This window comes from Achromobacter sp. SD115 (assembly GCF_017355315.1).
GTDB classification, from domain to species: domain Bacteria; phylum Pseudomonadota; class Gammaproteobacteria; order Burkholderiales; family Burkholderiaceae_B; genus Achromobacter; species Achromobacter xylosoxidans_B.
In genome coordinates this window covers 115,528-133,340 of record NZ_JADIJM010000009.1, presented here as the reverse complement: position 1 = coordinate 133,340, position 17,813 = coordinate 115,528, and the positions used below count along the sequence as shown (strand labels likewise).

19 protein-coding genes and 3 tRNA genes are annotated in these 17,813 nt (G+C 65.7%); 12 read left to right on the top strand and 10 right to left on the bottom strand.

Annotated elements, in window-relative coordinates; genetic code table 11:
* Positions 1-32: 32 nt before the first annotated feature.
* Both IPU70_RS14895 and IPU70_RS14890 read left to right on the top strand, forming a co-directional pair.
* Positions 33-109: transfer RNA gene (locus IPU70_RS14895), tRNA-Arg, on the top strand.
* Positions 110-223: 114 nt separating this feature from the next.
* Positions 224-300: transfer RNA gene (locus tag IPU70_RS14890), tRNA-Arg, on the top strand.
* 80 nt (positions 301-380) lie between these two features.
* Here IPU70_RS14890 and IPU70_RS14885 read toward each other — a convergent pair.
* From IPU70_RS14885 to IPU70_RS14875, 3 genes are all read right to left on the bottom strand, one after another.
* Positions 381-1,157, bottom strand: a complete 777-nt coding sequence (locus IPU70_RS14885) for a hypothetical protein (protein WP_207468314.1) — start codon at positions 1,155-1,157, stop codon at positions 381-383.
* A 98-nt stretch (positions 1,158-1,255) separates the two neighbouring features.
* Positions 1,256-2,698 (bottom strand): DUF1254 domain-containing protein, encoded by a 1,443-nt coding sequence (locus IPU70_RS14880; protein ID WP_207468312.1) that lies wholly within the window; start codon positions 2,696-2,698, stop codon positions 1,256-1,258.
* An 83-nt stretch (positions 2,699-2,781) separates the two neighbouring features.
* Entirely contained in the window at positions 2,782-3,471 is a 690-nt protein-coding gene (locus IPU70_RS14875; protein WP_207468310.1) for a DUF3313 domain-containing protein, read from the bottom strand.
* A 333-nt stretch (positions 3,472-3,804) separates the two neighbouring features.
* Here IPU70_RS14875 and IPU70_RS14870 point away from each other — a divergent pair.
* Positions 3,805-3,881 (top strand) — tRNA-Arg (locus IPU70_RS14870).
* Positions 3,882-3,971: 90 nt separating this feature from the next.
* Here the strand turns inward: IPU70_RS14870 and IPU70_RS14865 are convergent.
* The 3 genes from IPU70_RS14865 to IPU70_RS14855 all read right to left on the bottom strand — a co-directional run bounded on the left by IPU70_RS14865 (position 3,972) and on the right by IPU70_RS14855 (position 5,357).
* On the bottom strand, positions 3,972-4,199 hold the full coding sequence (locus IPU70_RS14865; RefSeq protein ID WP_207468308.1) for a DUF3079 domain-containing protein: 228 nt from the start codon (positions 4,197-4,199) through the stop codon (positions 3,972-3,974).
* Between the two features lie 205 nt (positions 4,200-4,404).
* Positions 4,405-4,653 carry a hypothetical protein gene (locus IPU70_RS14860; protein ID WP_207468307.1) on the bottom strand — a complete coding sequence of 83 codons (249 nt, stop codon included), beginning with the start codon at positions 4,651-4,653 and terminating at the stop codon, positions 4,405-4,407.
* 101 nt (positions 4,654-4,754) lie between these two features.
* A complete protein-coding gene (locus IPU70_RS14855) occupies positions 4,755-5,357 on the bottom strand; it encodes a helix-turn-helix transcriptional regulator (RefSeq protein ID WP_207468305.1) in 603 nt (200 codons plus the stop codon).
* 186 nt (positions 5,358-5,543) lie between these two features.
* On the opposite strand from IPU70_RS14855, the gene IPU70_RS14850 reads away from it, so the two are divergent.
* The 3 genes from IPU70_RS14850 (at position 5,544) to IPU70_RS14840 (ending at position 7,782) form a co-directional block, all read left to right on the top strand.
* The gene (locus IPU70_RS14850) at positions 5,544-6,164 is read left to right on the top strand and encodes a hypothetical protein (RefSeq protein ID WP_207468303.1); all 621 of its coding nucleotides are present in this window, start codon (positions 5,544-5,546) and stop codon (positions 6,162-6,164) included.
* A 165-nt stretch (positions 6,165-6,329) separates the two neighbouring features.
* Complete coding sequence (locus IPU70_RS14845) at positions 6,330-6,956, top strand: cysteine dioxygenase (protein ID WP_207468301.1); 627 nt, start codon at positions 6,330-6,332, stop codon at positions 6,954-6,956.
* Positions 6,957-7,017: 61 nt separating this feature from the next.
* Positions 7,018-7,782, top strand: a complete 765-nt coding sequence (locus tag IPU70_RS14840) for an IclR family transcriptional regulator (protein ID WP_207468299.1) — start codon at positions 7,018-7,020, stop codon at positions 7,780-7,782.
* A gap of 12 nt (positions 7,783-7,794) precedes the next feature.
* On the opposite strand, the gene IPU70_RS14835 is transcribed toward IPU70_RS14840, so the two are convergent.
* Positions 7,795-8,763, bottom strand: coding sequence for a tripartite tricarboxylate transporter substrate binding protein (locus tag IPU70_RS14835; RefSeq protein ID WP_207468297.1), 969 nt, complete (start codon positions 8,761-8,763; stop codon positions 7,795-7,797).
* Between the two features lie 284 nt (positions 8,764-9,047).
* Between IPU70_RS14835 and IPU70_RS14830 the strand changes: the two genes are divergently transcribed.
* From IPU70_RS14830 to IPU70_RS14810, 5 genes are read left to right on the top strand one after another with little or no spacing between them, the layout of a single operon-like run.
* Complete coding sequence (locus tag IPU70_RS14830; protein WP_207468295.1) at positions 9,048-10,217, top strand: CaiB/BaiF CoA-transferase family protein; 1,170 nt, start codon at positions 9,048-9,050, stop codon at positions 10,215-10,217.
* Positions 10,214-10,936, top strand: coding sequence for an enoyl-CoA hydratase/isomerase family protein (locus IPU70_RS14825; RefSeq protein ID WP_207468293.1), 723 nt, complete (start codon positions 10,214-10,216; stop codon positions 10,934-10,936). The genes IPU70_RS14830 and IPU70_RS14825 overlap by 4 nt, the downstream gene beginning before the upstream one ends.
* 31 nt (positions 10,937-10,967) lie before the next feature.
* Positions 10,968-11,801, top strand: a complete 834-nt coding sequence (locus tag IPU70_RS14820) for a CoA transferase subunit A (protein ID WP_207468291.1) — start codon at positions 10,968-10,970, stop codon at positions 11,799-11,801.
* Positions 11,794-12,528 (top strand): CoA-transferase subunit beta, encoded by a 735-nt coding sequence (locus IPU70_RS14815; protein ID WP_207468289.1) that lies wholly within the window; start codon positions 11,794-11,796, stop codon positions 12,526-12,528. Before IPU70_RS14820 ends, IPU70_RS14815 begins: the two co-directional genes overlap by 8 nt.
* Before the next feature lie 9 nt (positions 12,529-12,537).
* Positions 12,538-14,034 (top strand): class I adenylate-forming enzyme family protein, encoded by a 1,497-nt coding sequence (locus IPU70_RS14810; RefSeq protein WP_207468288.1) that lies wholly within the window; start codon positions 12,538-12,540, stop codon positions 14,032-14,034.
* Positions 14,035-14,067: 33 nt separating this feature from the next.
* On the opposite strand, the gene IPU70_RS14805 is transcribed toward IPU70_RS14810, so the two are convergent.
* Both IPU70_RS14805 and IPU70_RS14800 read right to left on the bottom strand, forming a co-directional pair.
* Complete coding sequence (locus IPU70_RS14805) at positions 14,068-15,039, bottom strand: tripartite tricarboxylate transporter substrate binding protein (RefSeq protein WP_207468286.1); 972 nt, start codon at positions 15,037-15,039, stop codon at positions 14,068-14,070.
* A gap of 60 nt (positions 15,040-15,099) precedes the next feature.
* On the bottom strand, positions 15,100-15,969 hold the full coding sequence (locus IPU70_RS14800) for a fumarylacetoacetate hydrolase family protein (RefSeq protein ID WP_207468284.1): 870 nt from the start codon (positions 15,967-15,969) through the stop codon (positions 15,100-15,102).
* A gap of 187 nt (positions 15,970-16,156) precedes the next feature.
* Here IPU70_RS14800 and IPU70_RS14795 point away from each other — a divergent pair, with 187 nt between their 5' ends.
* A complete protein-coding gene (locus IPU70_RS14795) occupies positions 16,157-16,825 on the top strand; it encodes a FadR/GntR family transcriptional regulator (protein WP_207468282.1) in 669 nt (222 codons plus the stop codon).
* A gap of 92 nt (positions 16,826-16,917) precedes the next feature.
* On the opposite strand, the gene IPU70_RS14790 is transcribed toward IPU70_RS14795, so the two are convergent.
* The gene (locus IPU70_RS14790) at positions 16,918-17,808 is read right to left on the bottom strand and encodes a GntR family transcriptional regulator (RefSeq protein ID WP_207468280.1); all 891 of its coding nucleotides are present in this window, start codon (positions 17,806-17,808) and stop codon (positions 16,918-16,920) included.
* Positions 17,809-17,813 lie beyond the last annotated feature (5 nt).

The window sequence follows — 17,813 nt, the reverse complement described above, 5'->3', positions numbered from 1 at the left end:
CTATTATTCAAGGCTTGCTTTTAAACGCAAATGCGCCCGTAGCTCAGCTGGATAGAGTACCTGGCTACGAACCAGGGGGTCGTAGGTTCGAATCCTGCCGGGCGCACCAAGTTTGATCTGGATTGGTTTTAATCGGCCAGTGCGGCATTGAATAAAGCGTGTGAATAGCAAGAGCAGTAAAAACGGCAAGATTTTTCTGATATAATTTTGCCTCTTTGCCGGAGCGCCCGTAGCTCAGCTGGATAGAGTACCTGGCTACGAACCAGGGGGTCGTAGGTTCGAATCCTGCCGGGCGCACCAAGTTCACTTGGTCAATACAGCAAAGAAAATGGAAAGGCCTTTGATCTCGTATCGAAGGCCTTTTTGTTTTGCGCCGCCGTCTAGAAGCGGATTGTCACGCCCGCCATCGGGCCTTGCAGCACGGCATCGAACTTGAAACCGCCGCTGCTGTAGTCCACGCCCAGCGCGCGGTAGCCTATCGCTGCCGAGACATTCTTGCTGAAGTTGTAGCCGAGACCCAGGCCCACATCCCAATCCGCTTCCGCGCCGCCCGCGCCGATCAGGCCCCAGCCGGTGATGTAGTACTTCGAACTCAGGACATAATTTCCGCGCACGCCTACCAGGCCGTCGACCCAGGTGGCGCCATCGCTGCGCGTTCTGCCATTCAGGTGTGCACCCTTGAGCGTGATGTCGGTGTCGACCGACCAGACGCGCAAGCCGGCCACCACGTCCAGTTGATGCGGCGAGTTTTCCAGCACGGAATAGCCGACCCCGAGCAGTCCCGCGAAGGTGGAAGTCTTTACGTCCGCGCTGCTGGCCAGCAAGCCATGCGGCGTATCTCCTTGCGTGCCGATCTTGGTGTAGATCAGGTCGCCGAATATGCTGTAGCGGCCTTTGCGCGCATCGCCTATCAGCATGGCGCCGAAGTCGAGGTTGTCCAACAGTTTGTCGAAGTCCGCGTGGACATCGATGACGGGCGAACGCGATGCCGACGTCTTGCCGGACAGGCCGGCGGCCCAGAAGTAGGGCGTGACCGAAAACTGCCATTCATTTGATGGCAGGGAGCCCGCCGCGGAAGCCGGATCCGCTTCGGCGCCCAGCGCGGCCCCGGCTTGCAGCAGCCCGCAAGCCAGGCAGCCCATGATTATCTTTTTCATCGCAAACCCTCCCCAAGCCGCGGGCGTGATGAATCGAATCCATCACGCCCGCCGTGGACGCAAAGCCGGTCTGGCGCCGGCGGAGTGCAGCGCCGGTATCAGCTGACCCTTCTTACGGGAGGCAAGGTCCAGGAGCCGTCGATGATTGACGGGTTGCTTTCGTTGGGCCAGTAGAGGCGCATCATCAGGATGAACTTTCCCTTGGGGGCGGGCAGCCAGTTCGACTCCATGTCGGGGCCGGGCGATTCGTGCTGGATGAGCAGGTCGATCGAACCGTCCGGCTTCGCCTTGAGGGCTTGGCGCGCGCTGATCGAGTAGCGGTTCAGAGGGTTGTCGACGAAGAAGTAGGCCGCGTCATACATCGTCAGCGACCAGAAGCCGGAGACGGGCGGAGTGAGGCCCTTCTTGAACGTCAGCACATATTTTTCGGAACCGTTGTAGACGCGCTTGATGGCGCCGGTGTCGGACTTCAGGGAGGTGGGGTAGATGGCGTCCTGCGGGCGGTTGGCGCCCAGGCCTATCGCGGTGATCAGGGCCCGCTGGATGTAGTTGGTACCGTAGATGCCCGTCTTGGTCGTGAACCCCCAGCCGTCGATGTCCTGGATGTCGCCGTCGCTGGCCTTGAAGTGCGTCATGATGCGCCCGAATCCGACTTGCGGGACGCGCTTGGCAATGGCGGGGTCGAGTTGGTTCTTGTCGAAGTCCTGGCCGGGCACGATGCCTATCGCAGCCATCTTCGCAACGATGGGCGCGTCGGCGGCGCTCGGCGGATTGCGCTTCAGCAACTGGGCAAACAAGCTGAAGTACTCGACCGCGTCCATGTTGTTGACCTGGTCGCGCACCGAGGTTTTCATGTCGATGGCGGGGTCGACCTTGCCCGGTGGCGGATTCCAGTTCTTGCCCCATGCGCTCAATGGACAGAGCTTCACTTCGTCCTGCAACTTGTGCACTAGCGCATAGTCTTCCGGCGTACCCGTACAGTAGATGCGGCCCAGCAGCCAGACCATGCTGGTGGGGGATTTGTAGTGGGTCATGCCTTGCGGAATCGCGCCCTCCCATCCGGGGCCGCTGACTACGTAGGTTTGCGGCCCTGTGCCTGTCGTGCGCTTGCCGGGCACGTCGAACACCGTGGTCCAGCCGTCCAGCATCGGGAACAGGGCATAGCGTCCGTTCATATCGGGCAGGCTGACGACCCAGGGCTCGTCGCCGACGTCGAAGAAGGAAGTGGTGTAGAGCGTGTCGGCGTTCGGCGCGGTCACGTCCCGGAACTTGGCGTCGGGATACTGGCGCAGCTTGATGAGATGCCCCATCGGCGCCCGGGTCCCCTTGGGCTCCGCGACATTGGTGATGACTCTTCTGGTCATCTCCATCGTCACCAGCGGATAGGCATAGACGTAGACATCCGTTGCCAGTCCGAACTGCTCGTCGCCTTCGGGAAAATCCGCGACCAATCCATCGGCGGCTCGGGCTGGCGTGCCCAGGACGCTGGTTGCGAGTAGGGCAAGGCCACCTGCATTCAATGTGCGGCGTGTCAGCTTCATAGGATCGCTCCAACGAAATCATGGTTTGAAAAATCACGAATAGCCGCGGCGCAGGCGAGGCTGCGCCCGGCCGATGCCTTGCGTTACCGTTGCCGGACGTACTTTCCGATTTCCCGCGCTGCGCCCGTGGTCCATTCATCGATCAGCGGTTGCAGCTTGGACAGGCGCACGCCGCCCGCGCCCTGAGTGGCGTTGGCGACCTTCTCGCCGGTGCCGCCGCGCACGGAGGCATACAGCAATTCGTCCGTCATGCTGTCCGTGACCCGCGATTCGATGGCGACAGTCGCGTTGCGCGCCATGCCTCCTTCCATGGCGGCCCGCGCCTCGGTCATGACCAAGGCGATGGGAATGTATTGATAGGCGCGCAGCGCTTGCTCCGAGGTTCCCACCGCGGTGATGGCGATGCGTATATGGGCGACGCCAGGTTCGGCGCGATCAACCAGCCTCACCTGCTCGCCGACCTTGCGTCGCAGCGTTGCGTTGACCGCATCGCGGATCTCGGTGAGGGTTTCCAGGGAAACGTCCGCGGAAGGCTGCGGCTCTGGGTAATACACGACAGGCTCCAGCCAGACCGCGGTATAGCGCGATGGGTTGAAGTCGGGATTCAGGTAGACCAGGCGGGTGCCGCCGTCAGGAGCGGGCGCCTGGTGCAGAAGCGAGTAATCCGGAAGGAAGCCGGATTCCGTCGTTTTCGGGGTGGTGGAACAGCCGGCCGACAGGATCGCGGCGGCGATGCCGATGAGAAGCGCGCCCGAGGAATTCTTGATCTTCATGCAAGTTCCTTCTGACGATATGGGGCATGGGAGCCCCGGCTGCAGGCGTCGGCGAGAGGTCCCGTGCAAAAGTTGCTTTCCGCTCGTGGGCGCATGTTTTGACCTATATGCACAGGAAACCAATTATTTCCCGAACCCGGAAGTTTCGCAATGCCGCTGCATGAACTGGGTTTTCTGAACTATTTCCTTTGCGTGCGTTTTGTGGAAAGCATTGCACGGAAAGGGTCCGTCAGAGTCTGGATGCGCCGGCTGCTGGATACGGGTGGGTGCCGGTTTGGTCGGGCCGATTTGCGCATGCTTTATTTTTCATGGTATAAACACGCCTCTTTCGGAGCGCCCGTAGCTCAGCTGGATAGAGTACCTGGCTACGAACCAGGGGGTCGTAGGTTCGAATCCTGCCGGGCGCACCAAGCTTCTTGCTTGGTTTACACAGAAAGAAAATAGAAAGGCCTTTGATCTCGGATCGAGGGCCTTTTTTGTTTTGCGGCGGGAATGTCGCGTCAGTGCGGAGCAGGTGGGACTGACGCCTGGACTTGGGCTTGGGCTTTCTCGTCCGCGTCGAATCCCCAGTCGCCGACCGTGTACCAATCGTCTCCCAGCGTCTCGGCGGGATGCATGGTGCGGCCGGAGCCGTTGCCGCAAGCCATCGAATCGGTAGGGCAATAGCGGTCGCAGCCCCAGCATATGCGTTCGGGGTGCTTCGGGTGCAAGGGAAACTTCTTGGCCATGCCGGGTGCCTGTTGCCTGAGGGCGCCGCGGCGGCGGCGCCGATCTTTCCATGTATGCATCCAGCGTACTGCCGGGCGTGCACGGAATTCCTTGATCTGGCTCAAGCGCGAGCGCCTGCGGCGCACGTGCGCAATGTCGCGCGCCGGGCGGCTGTCTTGCAGGATTTGGGGAAGGGACCGCCGCCGCGGCAGCGGTCTCCTGTGCCTAGTGGCGTCGTCGGTCCACCGCCGTCAGTGAGGTGCCGCTCTTGACGAGCCGATAGGTCTGTCCGCCTAGCCACGAGACCTTTTCGCCCGTGCTGGTGCGGCATATGCAATGCGTCTTCGGATCGAAACGCGAGGTACCCAAGGCGGAGTACGCGTCGGGGTCTGAGACAAATCGTTCAATGCGGTAGAGCGTGCCGTCCGGCGCGGTGGCGAGGACGTCGGTCAATCGTCTTGCGGTGCCGAGCATATGCGATACCTCCATGCGCGGGCCATTGGATATACGGCGCCAAAGTCGTTCGGGCATTTCAGTGCGCCGGGGCGGGAAGCTTGGTGTTCCCGCGCCAGGCGCTAATGAAAGTGCCCTCCAAACAATGAATCGTCGAGCTGGTCGGGAGAGACGCCCAGGGCTTCGGATACGCGGTCCAGGATAACCTGCCTGGGCCGTGGGCGCGGCCTTTCCAGTTCGATATAGATGGAGTGGTCCACCCCCAGACGTGCAGCCATATCAGCGGTGCTGATATTGAGATGCTCGCGCCAGGCGCGTATCAGGCTCCAGTCGTTGCCGGTTTTTAGATTGACGACAGCTAATGGTAAATGACTCTGCCCCTGCGCGGGGGCTTTGCGCGGCGCGGCTTTGTTGCGCGCGTCGCGCAGGCTGCCCTTGGCGGCAGCGCTCTTGCGCGAATCGCCGCGAGGCGTGGTGGTTGCAGCTTCGGCCGTGAAAATGGCGCCGCCATTCAATTGGCGATATTGGTTGTCGCCGATCCAGTGCAGGGTTTCGCCGTTATCGAGCATGCATTCGCAATCCAGGTGGTAGTTGCTGGGCATGCTTTCAAGTTGGGCGATGGTTTCCGTGGTCGTGGCATGGCGCACCACACGGTGCAAGACACCGTCCGGCGAGCGCACAAACACGTCGGGAAGTCTCCAGGAAAACGGAATGATAATCTCCACGGCGAAGCCTATCCGCCACTGTATCCCGGGGGTGCTGGTGGTGGGATTTGGGGTTTCCCCTCGCCTGACTTGAGTACATGATTGTGCGCTACATCAGCGCTCAACATCTTCACAAATCTTCACTGCGCGCGGGGCTATCATCGCCGCGTTGCCCGCTGTCCGGGGCGTACTGTTCGAGTGTAGGCGATGCATCTGGCTGCGGCTGGAATCGTGGATGCGCGGCCGCGCGCGAGGAGGGTGGCGTGGTGGGCGCTGCTGGCGGCGTGCGCGCTGCATGCGGTGGTGGCGGGGCTGTGGTGGCGAGAGCGGATCGAGCCCGCAGGCATGCGCGCCGCGCGCGCGCCGGAACTGCCTTTCTTCGTGGATCTGCTGCCCGCCAAGGCGCCGTCGGCGCCACCGGTACAAAAGATGCAGGACAGGTCCGGATCCGCGCCTGCTCAACCGGCCCGCATCGACATGCCGCCGGTTCCCGCGGTGGCGCCGCGGCAACGATCCGGCGCGCGCAGGGCGCCCGCGCCATCCGCGCCGCAATCGGACGGGACGCCCGCTGCATCGTCAGACGCGCCAGATCCCCGACGCGATTTCGGTTGGCGTCCGGAAGACGCGCAAGCGGCGGGCATGTCGCGCGCGCGTGGTGAACCTGCCGTGCGCCTCGGGCCCAAGGCGCCAGTTGAACAATCCGAGATCGCGCGGGGCATCGCCAAGAGCGCGCGGCCGCCGTGCAAGAACGCGCATGCGGACATGGGCTTGCTGGCCTTGCCGTTCTTGCTGGCCGATACCGTTACGGACCGGGGCTGCAAGTGGTGAGGCCGATTTGAAGCAGGTCTGATACGCTGCACGCGCGGGACTGGGCCAGCCGGGAAAGCCCCGCTCGATTACCTGGGCGGCGGCAGGGGCAAGGCTGCGCATCTATCCTGAATCATGGATACTATTTTTCCAATCTGGGATTTCCAGAATTCATGGAGAGACGCAATGCCCGAATCTCAAGGCGGCCTGGACAGGCTGCGCCGCTTCATCGCCACCGCCACCCGCCTGGCCTCGCCGTCCGCGCTGGCGCAGACCCCGGAACTGCAGGCCGCGTTCGCCGACCTGGTGCGCCATGACGACTGGTTGCCCGAGGCCTGTACGGCGCCGCATCCGCAGTACTACCAGCAATACCTGCTGCACTGCGATCCGCTGGAGCGGTTTTCGCTGGTGAGCTTTGTGTGGGGGCCGGGCCAGTTCACGCCGGTGCACGACCACGAGGTCTGGGGCTACGTGGGCATGCTGCGCGGGGCCGAGGTCAACCAGCGTTATGTGCGCGGGCTGGACGACAGCGTCGCGCCCGCGGGCGCCTCGACCACGCTGCAACCGGGCGACGTGGAGCGTCTGTCGCCCGCCGAAGGCGACATCCATCGCGTGTCCAACGCTTATGCGGACCGCGTGTCCATCAGCGTGCATCTCTACGGCGGCAACATCGGCGCCGTGTCGCGCCATGTCTACGATCCCGCGACGGGTCAGGCCAAGCCTTTCGTGTCCGGCTATTCGTCGGCCAGCCTGCCGAACCTGTGGGACCGCTCGGAAACCGTGCGGGCCGCCCTTGCCGGGGGCGCAAGCTAGCACCTGTTCGCGCGCGGCGTCTCGTGCTATTTTCTTGTCCTAAATATTAGGAAAATAAATAATGGACAAGACGCTGCTCAAAGGTCTGATGGTGCTGGAGGCGGTGACCGACGTGGACAATCCGCCGCGCACCATCGATGCGTTGGCCGCCCGTGTCGGGCTGACCCGCAGCAATACGCACCGCACCTTGCAGACGCTGATACACGCGGGCTACGTGATCAAGGACGATGACGGCGGCGGCTATCGCGGCGCGGTGCGGTTGTTTGAACTGGCGGCGCGCCAGCTGGCCCAGCTGGACGTGCGCAAGCTGGCCGCGCCCTTCATGCGCACGCTGGCCGACCAGACCGGCGAAACCGTGCACCTGTCCGTGCTCGACGGTTTCGACGTGGTCTACGTGGACAAGATCGACAGCCCCCAACCCATACGCGCCTATTCGATGGTGGGCGGGCGCGCGCCGGCCTACGCCGTCGCCACCGGCAAGGCGCTGCTGGCCTACCAGGCGGAAGGTTATGTCGAGCGTTACGCCGATAAGCTCGTGCGCCATACGCCATCGACCATCGTGTCCATGCCGCTGTTGAAGGACGAGCTGCGCAAGATCGCCCGCACCGGCTACGCGGTCAACCGCGGCGAATGGCGCGAAGGCGTGGGCGGGCTGGCCGTGACCTTGTTCAACAGCCTGGACCAGCCCGTGGCCGCGATAGGCATCTCCGGTCCGCTGGACCGCCTGAGCGCGGCCAGGATGAAGCAGCTGGCGCCGGACGTGGCTGCCTGTGCCCAGTCCATCTCGCAGGGGATGGGCTATCGCCGGGGCTATCTGGACCAGTAGCGGGCCGCGCCATCATTTGGCCGCCGACAGACGCACCACCTCGGCCCAGCGGGCGACTTCCTGCTTGAGTACGCGGCTGGTGTCGGCGGGCGTGGTCGCCACGGCGTCGGCGCCCAGCTTCTGCGCGGCCTGCTGCACGGAGGCCATGGCGGCGGCCTTTTGCATGCCGGCCGAGAGCTTGTCCACCACCGCGGGCGGCGTGCCTGCCGGCGCCAGCAGCGCGTAGGTGGTAGCGACCGAGTAGTCCTTCACGCCCTGCTCGGCCAGCGTGGGCAGATCCGGCAGCGCGGTGGCGCGCGTGGCGGTGGTGACGCCCAGCAGGCGGATCTTGCCGGTCGCGACCTGCGGCAGCAACGCAGGCAGCGTTTCGATCACCATGTCGATCTGGCCGCCCAACAGGTCGGTGATGGCGGGGCCGCTGCCGCGGTACGGCACATGCATGAGCCGGGTGCCGGTCACGACCTGGAAGAGTTCGCCGGCCATGTGCTGGGAAGTGCCGGGGCCGGCCGAACCGAACGTGATGGTGCCGGGCTTGCTCTTGGCCAAAGCGATCAGCTCCTGAATATTCTTCGCGGGAATCTTGCTGCTGTTGACTGCTACTGCCATGGGCATGCTGGTGGCCATCGACACGCCGACGAAGGCGGTGCCGAAGTCATAGCCGGGCTTGTCCGGCATGGCCGCATGGATCGCGTGGCTGCCCACGGCGCCCATCAGCAGGGTGTAGCCGTCGGCCGCCGACTTGGCCACGTATTCCGCGCCGATCTCGCCGCCCGCGCCTGCCTTGTTTTCCACGACCACGCCCTGTCCCAGGTAATCGCCCAGGTGCTGCGCGTAGATGCGCGCGGCGGCATCCGTCGCGCCGCCGGGCGGGAAGGGGACCACCATGCGCACGGGTTTCGTCGGCCAGTTGTCGGCCGAGGCCGCGCCGCCCGCCAAAACAAGCACCATGCCTGTCAGGGCAATGCGCCACGTTTTCTTCATGGAAGTCTCCTTGGTGTCGGTGGGGCCGGCATGCGCAGGGGCCGCGGTCCTTTTATTAAATCCTAATATATAGGACTCGTGTATCAACAAATGGTTTACTTAGAATTCCACAGGGTGATATGCTGGTCAACAATTAAGCGCTGCACCTAGGGATTGCACTAGGAATTTCGCGAAGATATGCCGGCCTGCAGTGGCTCTTCGCTGGATGATGCCAGCCTGGAAGGCGTGCTCTTATAATATTTTCTTTGTCCCAAATATTGAATTTTCATAACGAGAGGTCAGACATGACACCCAGTTCGGCGCTGGCCGGCATCACGGTGCTGGAAATTTGCAATGTCGCGGCGGGGCCTTTTTGCGGCATGTTGTTGGCGGACATGGGCGCCGACGTGATCAAAATCGAAAATCCCGAAGGGGGCGATACATTGCGCAGCTGGCCGCCCATTTCCGAGGGCTATAGCGAGAACTTCGCGTCTCTCAACCGCAACAAGCGTTCGGTGACGCTGAACCTGAAGGACCCGGGCGACGTGGCCCTGGCGCGCGAACTGGCACTTTCCGCCGACGTGCTGATCGAGAACAACCGCCCGGGCGTGATGGATCGCCTGGGTCTAGGCTATGCGCAGCTGCGCGAGGCCAATCCCAAACTGGTCTATTGCTCGATTTCGGCCTACGGCCAGTCGGGACCGCGCTCGCAGGAAGGCGGATTCGACCTGACCATCCAGGCCATGAGCGGCCTCATGAGCGTGACCGGCGAAGCCGGCGGCGAACCCGTGAAGTGCGGCGTTCCCGTGGCGGATTTTTCGGCTGGCCTGTATGGCGCCTTCGCCATCGCGTCGGCCTTGCGCGCGGCCCAGGCGAGCGGGCAGGGCACGCATATCGATGTGCCCATGCTGGGCGCCACCTTGGGTATCGCGGCCTTGCAGACTTCGGAGTTCTTCGGCAGCGGCAAGGACCCCGTCAAGCTGGGATCGGCCCATCCGCGCAACGCGCCATATCAGGCCTTCCGCTGCAAGGGCGGCTACTTCGGCATGGCGGCGGGCAACCAGGCCTTGTGGAAGGGCGTGTGCGCAACGGTGGGCCGCGAGGACCTGCTGGCCGATCCGCGCTTTACCGACACCAGCGCCCGCGCGCGCAACCAGGCGGCGTTGCGCGACATCCTGGAATCGATCTTCGAAGCCGAGGACGCGCAGACCTGGCTGGCGCGCTTCCGCGCGGCCGGCGTGCCCTGCGCGCCCATCAACACCTATTCCGAAGTGCTGGCCGACCCGCAGGTGGAGCACATGGGCTGGGTGCAGCCCGTGGATCTGCCCAATGGCGTGCGCACGCGCACCTTCGGCCTGCCGGTACGGTTCGATGGGCAGACCACGGCGCTGCGCCGCCGTCCTCCGGCCCTGGGCGAACACAACGATGAAGTGCTGGGCGCGCTGCGCGCCGGCAAGAAGGAGGCGGCGGCATGAGCGGCGTTCTGCGCATCGACAAGCAGGGCGCGGCTCAGGTGCTGACGCTGGCGCGGCCCGACAAGATGAATGCCTTGTCGGCCGAACTGGTGGAAGCGCTGATCGCCGCGCTGGATGAGGCCGAGTCGGACGGCGCCCAGCTCATCGTGCTCAAGGGCGAAGGCAGGAACTTCAGCGCGGGCTTCGACTTCGGCGGCTGGCAGGAGCAGAGCGAAGGCGATCTGCTGCTGCGCTTCGTGCGCATCGAGATGCTGTTGCAGCGGCTGGCGGCCTCGCCCTGCCTGACGCTGGGGCTGGCGCATGGCCGCAACTTCGGCGCGGGCGTGGACCTGTTCGGCGCCTGCAAGTGGCGCATCAGTACGCCGGACGCCACCTTCCGCATGCCCGGACTGAAGTTCGGGCTGGTGCTGGGCACGCGCCGTTACGCTGCCCTGGTGGGCGCGGAGCGCGCGCGCACGGTGCTGGAGCAGGCGGCCACGTTCAGCGCGGAAGAGGCCTTGCGCGACGGCTTCGCCAGCCGCCTCGCGGATGCGCCGGATTGGCAGGACGTCGAGCGCGAGGCGCTGGAGGCCGCGTCCGCGCTGAGCAGTGCGAGCCGCGTGCAGTTGTACGCGGCGCTGTCGGCGGAAACGCCCGACACCGATCTTGCCCGCCTGGTGCGCTCCGCCGCCCAGCCGGGATTGAAGTACCGGGTGGCCGCGTATCTGCAGGCGCGCTGACCGTAAAAAAACAGGCAGGGAAGGAGACATCATGGCATCGGGTTTCAATCAGAAGAACAAGCAGTGCACGTTGACGGAGCTGGCGGCGCTGGTGCCCAACGGCGCATCGATCGCATTGGGCGGCAGCTTCTTGCACCGCGGACCGTTCGCCTTCGTGCGCGAACTGATCCGGCAGGGACGGCGTGACCTGGAACTGGTCAAGCAGTCGCCGGGCTACGACGTGGACATCCTGTGCCGCGCCGGCGCGTTGCGCCGCGTGCGCGCGGGCATCGTCGCCATGGAAGGGAACTTCGGCCTGGCGCCCTGGTACCGCAAGGCCGTGGAACGCCGCGAGATCGAACTGGAAGAACATGCCTGCGCCAGCCTCACGGCCGGCCTGCGGGCGGCGGCCTTCGGCGTGCCGTTTCAGCCTTGCGGCGGCCTGCATGGCAGCGGCCTGCCCGAGCTCAATGGCTGGAAGTGCCTGGACGACCCCTATGGCAGCGGGCAGCAGACCTGGGTGGTGCCGGCAATCCGCCCGGACTTCGCCGTGATCCATGCTTCCGAAGTGGACGCGCTGGGTAATGTGCGGGTGCATGGCACGGCGCATTGGGACCGCATCATGTCGCGCGCCGCTGGCAGCGTGCTGGTGGTGGCCGAGAAGGTGGTCGACAGCGCTGTGTTCGAAGCCAATCCGGAATCCACGCTGGTGCCGTTCTTCATGGTGCAGGCGTACGCCGTGGCGCCGCAGGGCGCATGGCCGGGATCCTGCTGGCCGGACTACGCCATCGACTATCCGGCGGTGGAGGCATACATGGACAAGCAGGGCGATCTGCAGGCGCACATGGCGGCGGCGCCCGAATCGCGGGAGGTGCAGCATGGCTGAGCAATGGTCGGGCTTTTCGTACATCGTCACCAATCTGGCGCGCTTCATCCGGCCGGACGAGATCACGTTCAGCGGTGTGAACTCGACCCTGCCCATGCTGGCCTGCCTGCTGGCCAAACGCGCGTATGACTGGGATTTCGTCTACATCAACGTGGCCGGCGGCGTGAACCCGCGGCCTTCGCAGGTCCCCATCTCCAGCTCTGATCCGGTGCTGGCCGAGCACACGGCGTCGATCTTTTCCAACGAGGATTTCTACGACCTCTGCACGCGCGGCCGCATGGACCTGACCTTCCTGGGTGCGGCGCAGATCGACGGTGCTGGCTGCGCCAACAATTCCTGCATCGGCGACTGGCATGAGCCCAAGGTGCGCCTGCCGGGCGGCGGGGGCGGCGCGGTGATGCTGCCCACCGCCAGGCGTGCCTGCACCTGGCGCACCGAGCATTCGCGCCGCACCTTCGTGCCGAAGCTGGACTTCATGACGTCCTGGGGCGGATTCCATGGCGTGGTCACGCCGATCGCCGTGTTCGTCAAGCGCGACGGGCGGCTGGCCTTGCAGTCCTGGCACCCGGAGTCCAGCCTGTCCGAAGTGCGCGAGCGCACCGGTTTCGAATTCGATGCCGGCGGCGCCGAGCCGTCTGCGCCGCCTACCGCGGCCGAGACGCGCGCCTTGCGCGAGCTGGATCCCGACGGGCAGTTCGAACGCGACGCCGCCGTCGCGCTGCGCTAGGAGGTCGCCATGACGCTTGCCGACGCCACGCTGGTGGCTGCTTTCGCGCGCCTGTGGAGCCAGCCGCAATGGGCCGAACGACCCGCTATCGTGACTGCGGACGGCACGCTGACATATGCCGATCTGCGCCAGGAGGTCGGGCGCATCGCGGGCGGCCTGCGCGCCGCTGGCGTGGCGCGCGGCAGTTATGTGGCGATCGCGATGGAGCGGTCGCTGGGGCAGGTGCTGGCGATTCTGGGCGCGATGGCGGCGGGCGCCTGCCCGTGCCCGTTGGAGCCGCGCTTGTCGGATGCGGAGACTGCTCGCCGCGTGGCGGCGGTGGGGCTGGATTGGGTGCTGCACGACGCGGCCAACGCGGGGACGGCGCGGGCCAGCGGCCTGGCGCCAGACCGCTTGCTGGATGCGGCCGGCGTGGCGCGAGGCCCGTTGGATTGGACAGGCGGCGCCGAGACCGCGCCCGGCGACGCGGGCCTGCTGCTGTTCACCTCCGGCAGCACCGGCAATCCCAAGGGCGTGCTGCTGAGCCACCGCGGCTTGGCGAACAATGCGCGCGGCGTGTTGGCGCATACCGGCTTGACGCAGGATGACCGGCTCTTGCACGTGATGCCGCTGCATCACACCAATGCGCTCAACAACCAGATCTTCGCGCCGCTGCTGGCGGGCGCCTGCGTGGCGCTGGCGGGACGCTTCCGCGCGGACGACATGCCGGGATTGCTGCGCGGGTTCCAGCCCACCATCATCACCGGCGTACCCACCATGTACGCGCGCATGCTCGAACTGCAGTTCGACCCCGCAAGCCTGGCGGCGTTGCGCTTTGCGCGCTGCGGCTCGGCGCCGATCACCGAAGCCCTGCACAGGCGCATCGAAGCCTTCCTGGGCTGCCCGCTGGTGGTGTCCTACGGCCTGTCGGAAGCCACCTGCACCTCCACCATGAACCCGCCCGCCGCGCGCCGCGTGGGCTCGGTGGGTACGGTGCTGGCCGGCCAGAGCGTCACCTTGCGCCTGCCGGACGGCGCCGAGGCCGCCCCGGGCAACGAAGGCGAGATCTGCATCGCGGGCGACAGCCTGATGCTGGGCTATGTGGGCGTGGACAGCGCCGGCGCCGGCGCGCCGCAGCTGCTGCATACGGGCGACCTGGGACGTTTCGACGAGCAGGGGTATCTGAGCATCACCGGCCGCATCAAGGACGTGATCATCCGCGGCGGCGAGAACATCTCGCCGGCGCTGATCGAAGGCGTGGTGACGGGCCTGCCGGGCGTGGCCGCCTGCTGCGTGGTGGGCGCGCCCGACGAGGATCTTGGCGAGGTGCCCGTGATCTTCGTGCAGCGCGCGGGCGACGCCGCGCCGGATGCGTCCGGCATACAGGCCGAGGTGCTGGCGCGCCTGGGCCGGATCTATGTGCCGCGCGAGGTGTTGTGGATCGAGCGCCTGCCCGAGAACGCGGTGGGCAAGGTCGACCGCAAGGCGCTGGCGCGCCAGTTGGCGCCGGCGGCCTTGCGGTTGTGAGCGGGCAGGGCGCGCGCGCTTCGCGGCGCGCGGCTATTCGACCTTGCCGATCCGGTTGACCGCCCCTTCCAGCGAAGCCGAGTCCTTCTTCCAGTACTCGTCGAAGGCCGGCGCGTCGAGGTACTGCACGGGACTGCCGGTGCCGGCGATGCGGGCCTGGACCTCGGGGTTGTTGGCGATGTCCTTGACGGTCTGGCGCAGCTTGTCGATGACCGCCGGCGGCGTGCCGGCCAGGGCGAACACGCCTGACCACTGCACGAAACTGATGTCGTAGCCCTGAGACTTGAAGGACGGCACCTCCGGCAGGCTGTCGAGCTTGCCGTCGCCCCAATGCGCCAGCGCCTTGACGCGACCGGCCTGGATCAGCTGCATGACGCTGGACGGCCCGGTGGCCAGGGCATCGACCTGGCCGCCCACCAGGGCCTGCACGGCTGGGCCGGCGCCGGTGAAGGGCACGTGCATCATCTTGATCCCGGCTGCGTTCTGCAGCATCTCCATCGGCACGTGCATGGTGCCGTAGATGCCGGAAGAGCCGTAGCTGAACTTGCCCGACTGCTTCTTGGCCGCGTCGACGAATTCCTGCAGCGTCTTGTAGGGCGCATCCGCGCGCACTACCAGCACGGTGGGATCGGCGGTAATGCGCGCAATCGGCACGAACTGATCCAGCTGATAGGCCGGCTTGCGTTCCAGCAGACGGTCGGCGGCGGGCAGGATGGAAATGGACGACAGGCTCATCAACAGCGTGTAGCCGTCGGGCTTGGCGCGGCCGGCCTGGCCGATGCCGATGGCGCCACCCGCGCCGCCCTTGTTCTCGATGACGACGGCCTGGCCCAGCTTGTCGCCCATGGCCTGGGCCAACGGCCGCGCGATGGTGTCGGCGACGCCGCCGGGCGGGAACGGCACCACCATGGTCACGGGACGTTCAGGATAGCCGGCAGCCAGCGCATTCGCGGCTCCCAGCCATAGCAAGGCAGCCGCGGCCGCCCGGTAGCAACGCAGATTCATGTCTCACTCCTTGTGCTTTTACTGCCGAGCCGCCCCGTGTTCATCCCGGGGCTCTTACGCTCAGACGAAGCGGTTTTCTATCTGGCCGATGCCGTCGATCTCCACCCGCACCACATCGCCGTGCTTGAGAAACTGCGGCGGGTTCAAGCCCTGGCCCACGCCAGCCGGCGTGCCGGTGGCGATGACGTCGCCCGGATACAGCGTGATGCCGCGCGAGCAGGTTTCGATCAGCGTGGGGATGTCGAAGATCAGGTCTTCGGTGTTGCCGTCCTGGCGCAGCTCGCCGTTGACCCAGCAGCGCACGCGGGTCTTCTGGCCGTCCAGTTCGTCGGCCGTCACCAGCCAGGGGCCCATGGGGCAGAAGGTGTCGAAGGACTTGCCCAGGTCCCATTGCTGATGGCGCATCTGCACGTCGCGCGCGGTGACGTCGTTGACCACGGTGTAGGCGATGACGTGGCTCATGGCCTCGGCGCGGGAAATATTGCGGCCGCCCTTGCCGATCACCACCGCCAGTTCGGCTTCGTAGTCGATCTTGTCGGAGACGCCCACGGGCAGTTGCACGTCAGCCCACGGACCGACCACCGTCTGCGGCACCTTGGTGAACACGATGGGCCAGGATTCGGGGTTGGCGTCGTTGTCCTTGAAGACGGAGTCGCGCAATTCCTTGGCGTGGGCGTGATAGTTGCGCCCCACGCAGAACAGGTTGCGCCGCTGCGCCGGCAAGGGCGCTTCATGCTCCACCTGGTCCCAGCGGTAGGACGAGCCGATCTTGCCCGGCAAGGCGCGGCCTTCGGCCAGCCACTCCACGGCCGTCAGCGCGCCGGCCGCCGCGAGTTCGCGCGGGAAGTCCAGGGCAGTCACGCTGGCGCCGTCGTCGGCAACCACGCCGATGCGGCGTTCGCCATTGATCCGGAATACTGCAATTTTCATGCTTGCTCCCTGGGCGGTTCGGGCCGCCTTGTTTAATACCAAAAAGTACCAATTACTTAATTTTTCAGGCCCAATTTCACAAAAGAATATACCAACTGAACCAATTCTCCTATAAAAATTAATAGTTTTCGGGCGCTTATTGGTCTGAATTGGTATCATCTGGCCGCTAGCCATTCTGGAAAGGTCCATGGACAAAGCTTCCGCCCTGCGCGCGGTCATCATCGAGAATCTGCAATCCGGCGCGTGGGCCCCCGGCCATCGCCTGCCCACGGAACGCGCCCTGAGCGAACAGTTCGGCATCAGCCGTTCAACGGTGCGCCGCACCCTGGCGGAATTGAAGAACGAAGGCCTGATCTCGCAGCGCGTGGGCAGCGGCACCTATGCCAATCCGCCCTCGACCCTGGCGCAGGCTGAAGGACTGCTGCGTGCCGAAGTGCTGTCCACCAGCCCGGCCGAATTGATGGCGGCGCGGCTGGTGCTGGAGCCGGCCATTGCGGCGTTGGTGGTGCAGCACGGCAACCCCGCCGATTTCGCGGCCATGCAGGACGCCTGTGCGCGGGCCGAGGCCGCCGACAGTTTCGAAGCGTTCGAGATCTGGGACGCCAGGCTGCACGAATTGATGGCTACGGCCACCCACAACCTCTTCATCGAAAAAGTATTCGCGCTGATGACGGCGGCGCGGTCGCAGGCGACCTGGGGCGCCTTGAAGCGCAAGAGCCTGACGCCAGAGCGGCGCGCGTCGTATCAGGTGGAGCACCGCGAAATCGTCGATGCGCTGCATGACCGCGACGCCGAGCGCGCCATGGAGGCGGTGCGGCGGCATCTGCTGCACGTCAGGGATAATTTGCTGGGATAGGGGCCGCAGCGTCCGCAGGCCCTGGCACGGGCTCTGCGGCTGCTACGGGATCGATGGCCGACGGCAAGGCCGGCCGGCGTCGGACAACCGGTTCAGGACTGCCCGCGCAGCCTGGCCAGTTCGGCGGATAGTTCGGCCACCAGGGCCTGGGCGCGCGCCAGCGGGTCGTGTTCCCCAGCCGGGATGTCGGCGGGGGCGGCGGGGGACTGCAGCCGGGGCTGCACGCTTTCATGTCCCATGCTGACGTCCACGTCGAACACCAGTTGTTCGGCGCGGTGCCAGGTCGTGAACCATTCCAGCGGCCGGTCATGCTGGTCCATGCCCTGGCCTTGCAGCATCAGCAGGGGCGTGCCGGTTTGCGTACCCAGCAATTTCGCCAGCGCCTGGTCGGCGGCGACTGCCCGGATCTGATTGCGTCCGGCGCCGGGACGCAGGCCGAAGCGCCGCGTCAGCACGCCGTGCAGGGACGCGTCGGTCAGATCGTCGGCGCGCAGGCCGGGCACGGCGTCGACGGGCAGCCAGGTGCGCACGTAGGCCAGCGGCGCGTCGGCCACATGGCGCAGGCGTTCCAGCATCAGCAGCTGCGTGGTGCCGAAGAAGGCCGCCACGTCGGCGGGCGGCTGGGCACGCGCGAAAGCCAGCACGCGGGTCTGCAAGGCAACGCCGGACTGCGCGAATTGCTCATACAGGCCGGTGGACCGCTGCACCAGCCGGCGGTGCTCCTGCGGTGCAGCCACGCTGGCGGGGCGCCCGGTTTCGCGCTGGATCAGGCCTTCGGTGGCCAGAGCCGCCAGCGCCTGGCGCACCACGCTGCGCGCCACGCCAAAACGGTCGCACAATGCTGCCTCGCTGGGCAGCACGGCGCCAGCCGCGAGCTTGTTCGTGCGGATATATCCGCGCAGCAGGGTCGCCACCTGGGCGTGCAGCGGGATATCGCCGGAGCGGTCAAGTACGGGCAATGCGTCGTGCGTGGCGGGCGCCATGGGAA